Origin of the sequence: Lactococcus petauri (assembly GCF_023499275.1) — a bacterium.
GTDB lineage: Bacteria > Bacillota > Bacilli > Lactobacillales > Streptococcaceae > Lactococcus > Lactococcus petauri.
This window is the reverse complement of sequence record NZ_CP094882.1, coordinates 1,928,077-1,942,446: the sequence shown is the minus strand read 5'-3', so window position 1 is coordinate 1,942,446 and position 14,370 is coordinate 1,928,077. Positions and strand designations below refer to the sequence as shown.

The window sequence follows — 14,370 nt, the reverse complement described above, 5'->3', positions numbered from 1 at the left end:
GAGTTCTTAAGCTCAACCTTTAAATCAAACTGTGTTTCACTAAAAAGTCATGTGCCACGGCAGCAGGATCTTTTTGCTCAACATTGACGGCGTAATTCATATCAATCATTTCCTGATTGGTAATTTTTCCTGAAAGTCGGTTTAAAATTTGCTCCAATTGGGGGTATTTCTTAAGGAGATTTTTATTCATCAAAGGAGCTGCTTGATATGGTGGGAAAAGATTTTTATCATCATTCAGGACGGTCAGTTCATATTGTTTGATTTGACTGTCTGTGGAATAAACTTGGGCTAAATCAATGCTATCACTATTCAAGGCATTGTAGATCAAACTTGTTTGCATTGTCTTCACATCAAAATTTAGTCCATATAAACTTTGAATGCCAATATAGCCATCTTGGCGGTGTGCGAATTCTAAGTCAAAGCCAGCTTTAACTGAAGGAAGCCCTTGGAGATCAGAAATATTTTTAAGGTGATGTTTCTGGGCGTAGCTATTTTTCACAGCTAAAGCATAAGTATCCTGAAATTCCATAGGTGTAAGATAGGCAAAGTTATCAAGTTTAGCAATACCTGTGCGTGCTTCTTCGTAAACTTTTTTGGGATCGGTGGAGGTTGTGTTTTTTTTCAAGAATGTCGTTAAGACTGTTCCAGAAAATTCAGGATAAATATCAATTTTATTGGATTTTAAAGCATTGTAAAGGAAAGTTGTATCTCCAAAGTTGGACTTGAGTGTGACTTCGATATCACTGTTCTTTTCAATGACTTCCTTGTACATATTTATCAAAAGTGTCGGCTCAGCTCCGAGCTTTCCAGCAATGGTAATCTGTGGATGAGTATTGGATTGAGGTTGATAATACGACCCTAGCAAGAGTAAAAGACCAGCAAAGAAACTAATCAGAATGGTCCGAATTTTTGCTTTTTCCAAGAAGCGGAGTAAGGTTGAGAAAATAACGGCCAATAAAGCAGAAGAAATCGCTCCAATCAGGATAAGGTTAACATCATTGGAGTTAATGCCCAAGAGGATGAAGTTTCCGAGTCCGCCTGCTCCAATAAGTGCAGCTAAAGTTGCTGTCCCAATAATCATGACAGCACTTGTACGAATACCAGCCATAATAAAGGGAAGAGCAAGTATCAGCTCAAACTTCATCAAGCGCTCTCGTCGGTTCATCCCAAAAGCAGTTGCTGCTTCAATTAAAGACTGATCAATTTGCTGAAGACCGGTATAGGTGTTTTGAATAATAGGAAAAAGAGCGTAGACAACTAATGCGACAATAGCTGGCAAAGAACCAATCCCAATAAAAGGAATCAATAATCCAAGTAAGGCCAAACTTGGAATCGTTTGGAAAATTCCGGTAAGTTGCAGTACTGGCTCAGCAATTTTGGGGTAACGTCTTAAAAGTAAAGCAAGGGGAAGAGCGATTAAAATAGCGATAAAAAGAGAAACCAAGGAAATTTGGATATGCTCTAGAAGAGCAAGCCAAAACTGGTGCTCTTGCTGTTGAAAGGTAGAAATCAAATTATTCATGAGCATCGTCCTCCAGACTATTTAAGATTTCCCCCAAAGGCGTTTCTTCCGAAAAATCATGAGTTGCAAGGACTTGTTCAAGATTTTTTAATTTATATTGAGACAAGTCTTGCTGATAATCAGTGAAGAAGTCCGCCACAAAAGTATTTGCTGGGGCATTTAAAATTTCTTGGGGACGTCCCACCTGTTGAAGTTCGCCGTCTTTGAGAATTGCGATACGGTCAGCCATCGCCATTCCTTCAGACATATCGTGGGTAACAAAAACTGTTGTGATTTTTAAGGTTTTCTGCAAATCTTTGACCAGTTCCTGTAGCTGTTTACGAGAGATAGGATCCAGAGCGGAGAAAGGTTCGTCCATTAAAATAATCTTTGGTTTACAGGCGATAGCACGCAAAATACCAATCCGTTGTGCTTCACCACCAGAAAGTTCATGAGGGTATCGGTTAAGGTACTTTTCAGCATCTAGACCCACTAAAGGAAGGAGTTCGAGTACGCGCTCACGCGTTTCTCTTTTGCTCCAACCTTTCATTGTCGGGATGATACCAATATTTTCTAAAACGGTCATGTTAGGAAAGAGCGCAATTTGTTGAAGCACATATCCTATTTGAAGACGCAAGTCTCTTAAGTTAATTGTTTGAATATCTTGATCATCAATGAGGACCTGCCCTTCATTGGGTTCGATGAGCCGGTTAACCATCTTGAGTAATGTTGTTTTTCCGCCACCAGAAGAGCCTGCGAGGACAAAAAACTCGTGACTTTCAATGGATAAGTTGATATCTGAAAGTACGGCTTTGTCTCCGTATTTTTTAGTGACATTTTTAAATGTAATAGTCATAGTGTCATTTTAACATTTTATCTTTCAGTTCTTTCAGGAAATGGATTGCTATTTTTGTGGATGGAAGGGTATAGAAAAAGCCCTCAAAGAGGACTTTTTTATTTAAAGCCATTTTCTAAAGTTTCAATAACTGTCAAAATTTGCTCATCCGAAACGAGTTTTTCAGCTCCATTCACGAGTGACTCATAAGCTGCATCATAGACACGACCATAATCGCCTGAAACCGTAGGAATTGACTTTTCAATACGATCGCCATTTTGATTGTAGTATGTCAATTGAGCAAAATCTTGCGGTGCATCGGCCCCAAACCCGTCACTTCCCGGGAAGATTCCCACCTTCAAATCATTTTCCTGTTGGTCAACGTTTTCTTTAATTAAAGTTCCTCTAGAACCATAGAGCACCCATTTGGGACGTTTGAGTGCAGCCAGTTCAGTGGCTTGAACTGTTGCTCGGAAATCGGTGTAAAGCAAGTTTACAGAGAAGTAATCATCTACAGCATTTGAATCGCGTGTTGAACGAATATCGTATTGTACATCTTTTGGCTGTCCAAAGAGTGAAACCATTTGGTCAACCATGTGTACACCATGACCATACCAGGCGCCGTCAAAGTTCTTACCAGAAGTCGCATCTTTAGGGCGATAATGATCCATGGTTACAGTGATGTCAACCAAATCTCCCAAGTAACCCGCATCCAAAACTTTTTTGATTGTCAAAAAATCACTGTCAAAACGACGGTTTTGGAAAGGCATAAAGAAGAGGTTCTTTTCTTGAGCGATACTAACTAATTCTTCGGCTTGTTCTAACGTTTCTACTAGCGGTTTGTCACAGATAACGTTTTTTCCACCCAGTAAAAGTTTTTTACTGGTTTCATAGTGTGCAGCACCTGGAGTGACGACAATGACTAAATCAATTGAATCATCTTGAATAATATCATTGATGTCTGTTGAAAAAATAGTTCCTTCAGCCTCAAGAATAGCTTGCTCAGGACGTTTGCCTAGGCTACGGTTGACAATACGCGCAATGTTGAAGTGCTCACGGATTTTAACATAAGGAATATGATAGCGATTGGTGGACTTCCCAAAACCAACATAAGCAATGTTTAACTTTTTCATGCTTTCTTCTCTTTTTTCTTTTTCGCTTGGTGTTGTTTTTTTAATTCTTCGATTTTTGACAATTTATCTGTCTTTTTATTTGAATTTTTTTCGTGGAATTTTTGGACAGAGGCTTGCCCTTTATAATCTAATTGATACTTTCCCATGGTTCTCTTTCTCTCTATTTTATAAGGCGACGTTCGAAAGCATCCGAGGAGATACCTTCACTTAAAATTTTCTTCGCCCATTCTTTTGCTGAAAATAATGAGTGATCGCGATAATTTCCACATTCTTTTTCGGCAACCCCTGGGACATTATCCCAAGTGAAACTGTCTCCTGCGAGCTCTTCCAAAGATGAAGTGATCACTTTAGCAATCTCCTCAGCAGTTGGTTCGCCCCACATAATCATATGGAAGCCAGTACGACATCCAAAAGGAGAAAAGTCAATCATGCCATCAATACGGTCACGAATCAAACTTGCCATTGAGTGTTCGATAGTATGAAGCCCACTTGTCGGGATTTCACCGTGATTAGGTTGCACAAAACGGACATCAAAGTTGGTGATGATGTCACCTTTAGGACCAGTCTCTGTCCCAATTAGGCGCACGTAAGGTGCTAAAACTTTTGTGTGATCGAGCTGGAATGATTCTACTTCAGCCATATTTTCTACCTCCAGTATTCTTAGTATTCTTCTATTTTACCATTTTTTGAACCAAAATTTTTTTGTCTGACCTCGTAAAGTGATAGAATGAAGCTAGAAAGTAAAGAAAAGGAGAAATTATGTCACTTACAGAAACTTACACTCTCGCAAATGGTATGACAATTCCAAAAGTTGGTTTTGGAACATGGCAATCTAAAGATGGTGAAGAAGCATATCAAGCTGTAAAAACGGCCTTAGAAGTTGGCTATCGTCATATTGATACAGCAGCTGTCTATGGCAATGAAGAGTCAGTGGGACGCGCGATTAAAGACAGTGGAATTGCTCGTGAAGACTTGTTTATTACAACAAAGCTTTGGGCTGTTGGTACAACAGAAGATGCCCGAGCAGCACTAGATGAAAGCTTGGAAAAACTAGGTTTAGACTACGTGGACCTTTATCTTATTCACTGGCCAAATCCAAAAGCGTTTCGACCAAACTTTGCCGAGCGCAATGCTGCGGTTTGGAAAGCAATGGAAGAAGGCGTACGGGACAAAAAAGTTCGAGCTATCGGGGTGTCTAACTTCCATCCACGTCACTTAGAACCTTTACTGGAAGTTGCTGAAATTAAACCTGTTGTCAACCAAATTATGGTTAATCCTTCGGATCAGCAAGAAGAGGTTGTAGCTTTCAATAAAGCACACGATATTTTGACAGAAGCTTATAGCCCACTTGGCACAGGTAAAATCTTTGCGGTTACTGAATTGACGGATATTGCAGATAAATATGGTAAAACAGTTGCCCAAGTCGTTTTACGTTGGAGTTTACACAAAGGCTATCTTCCTTTACCTAAGTCTGTGACGGCAAGCCGTATTAAAGAAAATTCGGATATTTTTGATTTTGATTTGACCGAAGAAGATATCGCCTTTATTGACAGTCTTCATGGGAAAGCAGGTCTGGCACGCAATCCAGACGAAGTGGACCACTAAAATAAATTTAAGGACATTCAAATTGTAAGATTTGAGTGTCTTTTTTTATAATTGACAGAATATAGACAGGAAGAATAATAAAACGTTAAAAAAGTGTTTTATTTCACAATTATAATTGCTAAATGGATATGAAAGTGCTATCATTTAATTGATAAAGAATTCACAAAGGAGAAACAAAATGAAAATTGGTGTAATTAAAGACCCAAAACAAGGTGAAGCGCGTGTAGGGATGACTCCAGAAAACGTAAAAATTCTCGTTGAAGCAGGTAATGAAGTACTTGTCGATAGTAATGCTGGTGCAGGTTGTGGTTTTACAAATGACCTTTATGAAGCGGCTGGGGGACAAATCGTTGATACAGAAACTGCTTGGGAAGCAGAGTTGATTGTTAAAGTCAAAGAACCAATGGAATCTGAATATAAATACTTCAAACCAGGCCAAATTATTTGGGGATTCTTACACTTGGCAGCCAATAAAGCTTGTGTGGAAAAAATGATGGAAGTCGGAGTAACAGCTATTTCCGGTGAAAATATCTCAATCAATGGTGTGCTTGAGTTGCTTAAACCAATGTCAGCTATTGCGGGACGTCGTGCAGTTAATATTGGGCAATATTATCTTGAAAAACAACATGAAGGGGAAGGAATTCTTCTTCCTGGTATTGAAGGTATCGAGGCTGGTACAGTTGTTATCTTCGGTGGTGGTAATGCTGCAGAAAATGCTGCCGATATGGCTGTTGCTTTGGGATGTAAGGTTATTATCATTGAACTTGGTGATGCGCGTATCGCCCAACTTAAAGAACGCTATGCAGGCAAAACAGTTGAAATCGTTAAATCAACAACTGAAGCATTGGAAAAAAATATTAAACTTGCAGATGTCTTTATCTCAACAATCTTAATCCCTGGCGCTAAACCACCAAAATTAGTCAAAGAATATATGGTTAAATCTATGAAACCAGGTTCTGTTATCGTGGACATCGCTATTGACCAAGGAGGAACTGTTGAAACAATCGATCATGCAACAAACCATGCGGATCCAGTCTTCATCAAACACGGCATAATTCATTACGCTGTGCCAAATATGCCAGGAGCAACACCTCGTACAGCGACAATTGCTTTGGCTCAGGGCAATATCTCTTTCCTTAAGGATATTTCAGTCAAAGGCTTAGATGAGGCGCTGAAATCAAAAGAACTCTTATCTGGTTTGAGTGTTTATAAAGGAAAAGTTGTTTCTAAAGCACTTGCTGATTCAATTGATGTCACTTATACGGAACTCTAAAAAGAAATCTAAGGAAAAAGAATTATGCCAAATTTAGCAAATCTGCCAATTACAATTAAAGATATTAAAAAAGCTCAAAACACTGTTAAACAATATGCACGTGAAACACCCTTGATTCAGTCAATGTTCTTGACTGCTAAAACAGGTGGCGAAGTTTACTTGAAACTTGAAAATATGCAATTAACAGGCTCATTCAAGTTCCGTGGCGCTTTCAATAAGATTGCACAATTATCTCAAGAAGAGAAAGATCGTGGAGTGATTGCGTGTTCAGCAGGGAACCATGCTCAAGGTGTGGCTTTAACTTCCAAACTTCTCGGTATCAAGAGTATCATTGTTATGCCAAAAGGTGCACCTCAAGCTAAGGTTGATGCCACACGTGGCTATGGTGCAGAAGTAATGCTTGAAGGTGAACAGTTTGATGACTCAAAGGCCTTTTGTGAAGCTTACGCTAAGGAAAATAATATTACGTATATTCCTCCATATGATGATGCAGAAGTAATGGCTGGACAAGGAACAATCGGTCTAGAAATCTTAGATCATCTGTGGGATGTTGACACAGTATTGGTGCCAGTAGGCGGTGGTGGTTTGATTTCAGGTGTTGCGGTTGCCTTGAAATCTTTTAACCCTAATATCCAAGTTATTGGTGTGCAAGCTGAAAATTGCCATGGTATGACTGCATCTTTTAGAGAACGTAAGAAAGTGCACCATGATGAAGCACCAACGATTGCAGATGGCTGTCATGTGGCTTATCCAGGTGAATTGACTTTTGAAGTAGTCAATCAAATCGTTGATAATATGGTTCTTGTAACGGAAGCAGAAATCGAATTAGCCATTAAAGATTTGATTCAACGTACGAAAATTGTGGTGGAAGGTGCTGGCGCTCTTGCAACAGCAGCTATTCTTTCAGGTAAAGTTGATGATTATGTGAAAGGCAAAAAAGTTGTTTCTATCGTTTCAGGAGGGAATGTTGACTTGGCCCGTATTGAAGATGTTGTGGATCATTTTCTCATTGCCAATGACAATGATCAATAATTCTTAAAACAAAAGGACTTTGAATTTCAAAGTCTTTTTTTGTATAGTTCAGTCTTTTTTTAATCGTGAGATAATTTACTCTGATATCACGAAATTCACAAAGACATGTAATTTAAATTAAAATTTAATCAAAGTGCAAAAAATTCTTGCATGAGTAAAAAAAAAGTGTTAAACTTACTGTAGACGGTTACAAAACGTGTAACTAAAAATTGAAAGAAGGTTATAGAATGACTTCAAAAGTTTTAACACAGTTCCTCGAAAATGGGCTTGGAGACCTTAAACAAAAGGGTTTGCTCAACACAATTGACGTTTTAGATAGCGCTAATGGTCCTGAGATTACAGTTGCGGGCAACAAGATGATTAACCTTGCTTCAAATAACTATTTGGGATTTGCGACACGTCCTGAATTAATTCAAGCAACAAAAGATGCAACAGATAAATATGGAGCTGGTGCTGGTGCAGTACGTACTATCAACGGCACTTTAGATATACACATTGAATTGGAAAAAACAATCGCTGAATTTAAAGGCACAGAAGCCGCGATTGCGTTTCAATCAGGTTTCAATTGTAATATGGGAGCGATTAGCGCCGTAATGAAAAAAGGTGATGCGATTCTTTCAGATGAACTAAATCATGCCTCAATTATTGACGGATGTCGTCTTTCAGGTGCTAAAATTATCCGTGTTAAGCATCAAGATATGGCTGACCTTGAAGCAAAAGCAAAAGAAGCGACTGAGTCTGGTGAATACAATAAAGTAATGTACATCACAGACGGTGTGTTCTCAATGGATGGGGACGTTGCTAAATTGCCAGAAATTGTTGAAATCGCTGAAAAATATGATTTGATTACTTATGTTGATGATGCGCATGGTTCTGGTGTTATGGGCGGCGGAGCCGGTACAGTAAAACATTTTGGCTTGCAAGATAAGATTGACTTCCAAATCGGTACTCTTTCAAAAGCGATTGGTGTAGTAGGTGGCTATGTAGCGGGCTCAAAACTTTTGGTTGACTGGCTTAAATCACAAGGACGTCCTTTCCTTTTCTCAACTTCATTGACACCGGGTGCAGCTGCAGCAGCAAAAGAAGCCTTTGTCTTAATGCATGATCATCCAGAGTATGTTGAAACACTTTGGGACAACGCAAAATACTTCAAAGAAGAATTACAAAAAGTCGGCTTTGATACAGGTGTATCTGAAACACCAATCACACCAGTTATTCTTGGAGATGAAGCAAAAACACAAGAGTTTTCTAAGAAATTGATTGAAAATGGCGTCTATGTTAAACCTATCGTATTCCCAACTGTACCACTTGGAACAGGACGTGTACGTGCGATGCCTACAGCAGCGCATACGAAAGAAATGTTAGATGAAGCTGTTGCTGTTTTTGCCAAAGTAGGTAAAGAGATCGGCTTGATTTAATTTCTTGGGGCAATAAAAACTTTCTATTACAAGTAAGCATACAACAAATATATTGGAGAAAATATAATGAAAAAAGTACTCATCACAGGCGCACTCGGACAAATCGGATCAGAATTAACAGAACGTCTTCGTAAAGATCTTGGGGTTGATAATGTTATCGCAACAGATGTACGTGAAGTTGAAGGTAATCCAGTTGTGACTGACGGACATTTTGAAATTTTGGACGTCATGGACCGTGACAAAATGATGGCAATTGCTAAAGATAATGGTGTGGATACAATTATCCACTTGGCTTCACTTCTTTCAGCTGTTGCAGAAGCAAAGCCACAATTTGCTTGGAATTTGAATATGGGTGGTTTGGTTAATGCCTTAGAAACAGCGCGTGAACTTAACCTCCAATACTTCTCACCATCATCTATTGCTGCCTTTGGACCAAGCACTCCAATGGACAACACACCTCAAGTAACTATTCAACGTCCGAATACAATGTACGGTGTGACTAAAGTTTCTATGGAATTGCTTTGTGATTACTACTACACTAAATTTGGTGTTGATACACGTGGTGTACGTTTCCCAGGTTTGATTTCTTATAAAACATTGCCTGGTGGAGGAACGACAGACTATGCTGTAGATATTTATTACGAGGCAATTAAAAATGGTCATTACTCAAGCTTTATCGCTGAAGGAACAAAGATGGATATGATGTACATGCCTGATGCTATCGATGCTATTGTTGACTTGATGAATGCCCCTGCAGACAAATTAGTAAACCGTAACGCTTTTAATATTACTGCGATGAGTTTTGAGCCTGAAGAAATTGCTGCGTCAATCAAAAAATTCATGCCAGACTTTACAATGGATTATGATGTAGATCCAGTCCGTCAAGGTATTGCAGACAGCTGGCCAAACTCTATCGATGCAACTTGTGCCAAAGAAGAATGGGGCTTCAATCCTAAATATGATTTAGATGCAATGACGAAAGAAATGCTTGAAAAACTTACAGAAAAATTAAAAGGCTAAAAACTAAGTTCATCCCATCACAAAATCTAAAATTATGTTAAAATAAGAGAGTAATCGGTTACAAGATTACTCTCTAATGCTGATGTTAGGAGTCAGCATTGTTATTATTAATCTTATCAAAAATTTATCTTTGAAAGAGGAGCTCTTATGGAACAAAAAAATGAAATGAAGCGAACGCTTGGTTTCTTCCCTGCCCTTACAACAGTAATGGGTACGGTTATTGGTGCAGGTGTATTCTTCAAGGCTGGACGAGTTGCGGAACTCACAGGCCAACCAGGATTGCACATATTGGTTTGGATACTTGGTGGTATCATTTCAATTTGTGGGGGATTAACTGCTGCAGAACTTGCTGCTGCTATCCCTGAAACAGGTGGGATGATTCGCTATATTCAACGTGGTTTTGGTAAACGTTGGTCATTTCTCTTAGGTTGGGCACAGTCTATTATCTATTTCCCTGCAAATATTGCAGCACTCTCTGTTGTATTTGGTACACAATTTTTAAATTTGTTTGGGATGAATGTGAGCGCAGCTAACACTGCAATAGTCGGTGTAATTGCAGCAATTACAGTTACCTTAATTAACTTCATTAGTTCTAAAGCTGCGGGAGGCCTTCAGTCCGTTACAACAGTGATTAAGTTAATTCCGATTGCCTTGATTGTTGTTGTTGGGTTACTTCGTCCTGGTGGTGTTGATTTCCAATTGCTTCCTATTACAGCAGGAGAAAACTTATCCTTGGCGTCTGCAATTGGTTCAGGTCTTTTAGCAACTATGTTTGCCTATGACGGTTGGATTTATGCTGGTAATATTGCCGGTGAAATGAAAAACCCTGCTAAACATTTGCCTCGTGCGATTATTCTTGGTATTGTTGCTATCATGTTTGTATATGTCTTTATCAATGCAGCTTATATTCGTACTTTAGGTATTCCAACCTTGATGGAAAATGATCCGAATCTCCCTGCTATTGTTGCCAATACAATTTTTGGTGGTATGGGAGGTAAACTTGTCACAATTGGTATCTTAATTTCTGTTTACGGTACAATTAATGGTTATTCAATGACAGGAATGCGTGCATCATACGCTTTGGCAACAGAGAAATCTTTCCCTTTCTGGAGAACGTTTAAAAAGCTTTCAGCGAGCGGCGTGCCCGTAAACTCAGGTATTCTGCAAGTTGCAATTGCAGCAATCATGTTAGTTGTAACAATGCTTTCAAGCGATGCTTTTGATTTCTTAACAAATATGTTGGTCTTTGTAATTTGGATTTTCTACACTATGGTTTTCATAACGGTCTTTATCTTACGTAAGCGCGAACCAGAATTAGTCCGTCCATATAAAGTACCACTTTATCCAGTTATTCCAATTATTGCAATCATTGGTGGTGTCTTCATCTTAGTCATGACCTTGATTAGTTCAGACTATATGAGTAACCAAGTTCCAGCCTTGGTTGGTGTTGTCTTTACCTTAATTGGTCTTCCTGTTTACAACCATCTAGACAAGAAGTACCATCGTTAATATAGAAAAAAACTCCGAGTGTGGAGTTTTTCTTTTGGATCTGGAAGGAGAGCTTATTTTTTATCAGTATTTGCTTTTTAAAGTAAATTTGCTATAATTTGCTTATGAAAAAATTACTGGTATTGATTGACTTTCAAAATGATTTTATAGATGGTTCTTTGGGCACAAAAGAAGCGCAAGCTATTGTTCCAAAGGTTATCGAGAAGTTGGTGTCTTACGCTGAAAATGAACGACTTGCTACACAAGATACACACTTTGAAGATTACCTAACAACTCAAGAAGGACAAAACTTGCCAGTAATTCACTGTCAAAAAGGTACTCAGGGTTGGGAAATACGTAAGGAAGCACAAGTTGGCTTTCAACGTGTGTTCGAAAAAAATATTTTTGGTTCAGTAGAGCTTGCAGAATATATCCGCAATGAGAATGTGGAGCAAGTGGAACTCATTGGTATCTGTACAGATATATGTGTGGTTTCAAATGCTTTATTGATTAAGTCATTTGCTCCAGAAGTAAAAATTACTGTTGATGCCTCATGTTGTGCGGGTGTAACTCCAGAAAGTCATCGTGCAGCTTTAGAAACAATGAAATCTTGTCAAATTAATGTGATTAATGACTAAAAAAGAGCAAAAATAGCTCTTTTTTTATTTTGGGCCTCGACACTATATATAGTGTGCTTTCTTTTGTTTTCATAAAAAATGATACTAGATATAGTGGAAAAAGAAAAATTTATTTGATAGAATAGAAGCACAAGGAATTAAAAAATGGGGGAACGAAACAATGAAAATGGTTGAGGAAAGCACTGTTGTAACAGATCGAGAAATCAGTGTGATTAAGCGTGATGGTCGCTCCGTAAAGTTTGACAGCAGCAAAATTTTTGACGCGTTACAAAAAGCCGGGGACGAAATACTACCTCCGGCTTCAGAGGAGCGTATAGCAGAAATCTGCGATCGTGTAGTACACGAAATATTCACACGTTTTACGGATAATGTTAAGATTTATGAAATTCAAAGTATTGTGGAACATCTGTTGATGGAACTTGGTGAAACAAAGTGGGCGGAAGTTTACACAACTTATCGCACACAACGTGATCTTGAAAGAAGTAAGGCAACAGACATTAACTTTACCATCGAAAAATTGATCAACAAGGACCAAACGGTTGTCAATGAGAATGCCAACAAGGATAGCGATGTTTTCAATACACAGCGTGACTTAACTGCAGGTGCTGTTTCTAAAGCCATTGGTTTAAAGATGCTTCCTCCTCATGTAGCGAATGCCCACCAAAAAGGGGAAATTCATTATCATGACTTAGATTATTCTCCCTTCACAACGATGTCAAACTGTTGTTTGATTGACTTTAAAAATATGTTTGAAAATGGCTTTAAATTAGGGAATGCTCAAGTAGACTCACCTAAGTCCATTCAAACAGCAACTGCTCAAGCTTCACAAATTATTGCAAATGTAGCTAGCTCACAATACGGCGGCTGTTCATTTGACCGTGCTGATGAAATTTTAGCACCTTATGCAAAATTAAACTATGCGAAGCATTTAAAAGATGCGGAAGAGTGGATTGAGCAACCGGAAAAACGTGAAGCCTATGCTCAAGCAAAAACTAAAAAAGATATCTATGATGCGATGCAATCTTTGGAATATGAAATCAATACGCTTTTTACTTCAAATGGGCAAACACCTTTTGTTACAGTTGGTTTTGGTTTAGGAGAAGACTGGTATGCACGTGAAATCCAAAAAGCTATCCTGAAAGTCCGTATCGGAGGTTTAGGAAAAGAGCATCGTACAGCTATTTTCCCTAAATTAATTTTCACCTTGAAGCGTGGTTTGAATCTTGAAGTCGGTACGCCAAACTATGACATTAAAAACTTGGCACTAGAGTGTGCCACAAAGCGTATGTATCCAGATATCTTGTCTTATGACAAGATTGTCGAGTTAACAGGTTCATTTAAAGCAAGTATGGGATGCCGTAGCTTCCTTCATGGTTGGAAAGATGAAAAGGGCAATGAAGTAACTGCGGGCCGTAATAACCTCGGAGTAGTAACGGTAAACCTTCCACGTATTGCACTTGAAGCGGCAGGCGATAAAGAAAAGTTCTGGGAAATTTTTAATGAACGCATTGCCATTGCTAAGGATGCTTTGGTTTTCCGTGTTAACCGTACAAAAGAAGCCCAACCCAAAAATGCGCCTATACTCTTTATGAATGGGGCCTTGGGTCGCTTGAAAGCTGAAGATTCAGTCGATGAGCTTTATAAAAATGAACGTGCAACAGTTTCCCTTGGCTATATCGGCCTTTATGAAGTTGCAACAAGTTTCTATGGACCAACGTGGGAAAATAACAAGGAAGCAAAAGACTTTACTTTGGAAATCGTAAAACGTATGAACCAAGATTGTAAAGACTGGAGCAAAGAAACCGGGTATCATTTCTCTGTTTACTCTACACCAAGTGAAAGTCTGACAGACCGTTTCTGTCGTATGGATAAGGAGAAATTTGGTTCTGTTGCGGATATCACCGATAAAGATTACTATACGAACAGCTTCCATTATGATGTGCGTAAAAATCCAACTCCATTTGAAAAATTGGAATTTGAAAAAGATTATCCCGTTTATGCCAACGGAGGTTTTATCCATTATGCGGAATATCCAATGATTCAACAAAATCCTCGTGCACTTGAAGCCGTTTGGGACTTTGCTTATGATCGTATCGGCTATTTGGGAACAAATGCACCGATTGACCATTGTTATGAGTGTGGTTTCGAAGGAGACTTTACTGCGACTGAGCGTGGCTTTAAATGTCCCCAATGTGACAATGCTAACCCACAAACATGTGATGTGGTAAAACGAACATGTGGGTACCTAGGTAACCCTCAAGCTCGCCCTATGGTTCATGGTCGTCATAAAGAAATATCAGCGCGTGTCAAACATATGAATGGCTCTGTAGGTGTTCTTGAAGATGGCGAGAGCATTGACAGTGAAGCTGTAGATCATGCAAAGAGCAAGTTTGTAAAATAAAGTAAAAAGTGAATCTTAGGATTCAT

At 38.8% G+C, this 14,370-nt stretch carries 13 protein-coding genes; 8 read left to right on the top strand and 5 right to left on the bottom strand.

Going from position 1 to position 14,370, the window contains the following annotated elements; all coding sequences use genetic code 11:
- Positions 1 to 19: 19 nt before the first annotated feature.
- The 5 genes from lgb_RS09400 to lgb_RS09380 all read right to left on the bottom strand — a co-directional run bounded on the left by lgb_RS09400 (position 20) and on the right by lgb_RS09380 (position 4,109).
- The gene (locus lgb_RS09400; protein WP_019291508.1) at positions 20 to 1,522 is read right to left on the bottom strand and encodes an ABC transporter permease/substrate-binding protein; all 1,503 of its coding nucleotides are present in this window, start codon (positions 1,520 to 1,522) and stop codon (positions 20 to 22) included.
- Positions 1,515 to 2,357, bottom strand: coding sequence for an ABC transporter ATP-binding protein (locus tag lgb_RS09395; protein WP_019292970.1), 843 nt, complete (start codon positions 2,355 to 2,357; stop codon positions 1,515 to 1,517). Before lgb_RS09395 ends, lgb_RS09400 begins: the two co-directional genes overlap by 8 nt.
- A 98-nt stretch (positions 2,358 to 2,455) precedes the next feature.
- The gene (locus lgb_RS09390; RefSeq protein WP_019292972.1) at positions 2,456 to 3,469 is read right to left on the bottom strand and encodes a Gfo/Idh/MocA family oxidoreductase; all 1,014 of its coding nucleotides are present in this window, start codon (positions 3,467 to 3,469) and stop codon (positions 2,456 to 2,458) included.
- A complete protein-coding gene (locus lgb_RS09385) occupies positions 3,466 to 3,615 on the bottom strand; it encodes a hypothetical protein (RefSeq protein WP_014025452.1) in 150 nt (49 codons plus the stop codon). The genes lgb_RS09390 and lgb_RS09385 overlap by 4 nt, the downstream gene beginning before the upstream one ends.
- A 14-nt stretch (positions 3,616 to 3,629) precedes the next feature.
- Positions 3,630 to 4,109 carry an S-ribosylhomocysteine lyase gene (locus lgb_RS09380; protein ID WP_019292973.1) on the bottom strand — a complete coding sequence of 160 codons (480 nt, stop codon included), beginning with the start codon at positions 4,107 to 4,109 and terminating at the stop codon, positions 3,630 to 3,632.
- A 119-nt stretch (positions 4,110 to 4,228) separates the two neighbouring features.
- Here lgb_RS09380 and lgb_RS09375 point away from each other — a divergent pair, with 119 nt between their 5' ends.
- The 8 genes from lgb_RS09375 to nrdD all read left to right on the top strand — a co-directional run bounded on the left by lgb_RS09375 (position 4,229) and on the right by nrdD (position 14,344).
- A complete protein-coding gene (locus tag lgb_RS09375; RefSeq protein WP_019292974.1) occupies positions 4,229 to 5,074 on the top strand; it encodes an aldo/keto reductase in 846 nt (281 codons plus the stop codon).
- A gap of 178 nt (positions 5,075 to 5,252) precedes the next feature.
- Positions 5,253 to 6,347, top strand: a complete 1,095-nt coding sequence (locus tag lgb_RS09370) for an alanine dehydrogenase (protein ID WP_019292975.1) — start codon at positions 5,253 to 5,255, stop codon at positions 6,345 to 6,347.
- Between the two features lie 24 nt (positions 6,348 to 6,371).
- The gene (gene tdcB, locus lgb_RS09365) at positions 6,372 to 7,379 is read left to right on the top strand and encodes a bifunctional threonine ammonia-lyase/L-serine ammonia-lyase TdcB (RefSeq protein WP_003133199.1); all 1,008 of its coding nucleotides are present in this window, start codon (positions 6,372 to 6,374) and stop codon (positions 7,377 to 7,379) included.
- 227 nt (positions 7,380 to 7,606) lie between these two features.
- Positions 7,607 to 8,797: a glycine C-acetyltransferase gene (locus tag lgb_RS09360; RefSeq protein WP_064305356.1), complete on the top strand. Its 1,191-nt coding sequence runs from the start codon at positions 7,607 to 7,609 to the stop codon at positions 8,795 to 8,797.
- 66 nt (positions 8,798 to 8,863) lie between these two features.
- A complete protein-coding gene (locus lgb_RS09355; protein ID WP_019291514.1) occupies positions 8,864 to 9,817 on the top strand; it encodes an L-threonine 3-dehydrogenase in 954 nt (317 codons plus the stop codon).
- 147 nt (positions 9,818 to 9,964) lie between these two features.
- The gene (locus tag lgb_RS09350) at positions 9,965 to 11,326 is read left to right on the top strand and encodes an APC family permease (RefSeq protein WP_019291515.1); all 1,362 of its coding nucleotides are present in this window, start codon (positions 9,965 to 9,967) and stop codon (positions 11,324 to 11,326) included.
- Between the two features lie 104 nt (positions 11,327 to 11,430).
- Entirely contained in the window at positions 11,431 to 11,943 is a 513-nt protein-coding gene (locus lgb_RS09345) for a cysteine hydrolase family protein (RefSeq protein WP_019292590.1), read from the top strand.
- 160 nt (positions 11,944 to 12,103) lie between these two features.
- Positions 12,104 to 14,344 carry an anaerobic ribonucleoside-triphosphate reductase gene (gene nrdD, locus lgb_RS09340; RefSeq protein ID WP_019293666.1) on the top strand — a complete coding sequence of 747 codons (2,241 nt, stop codon included), beginning with the start codon at positions 12,104 to 12,106 and terminating at the stop codon, positions 14,342 to 14,344.
- The last annotated feature ends 26 nt before the right edge of the window (positions 14,345 to 14,370 follow it).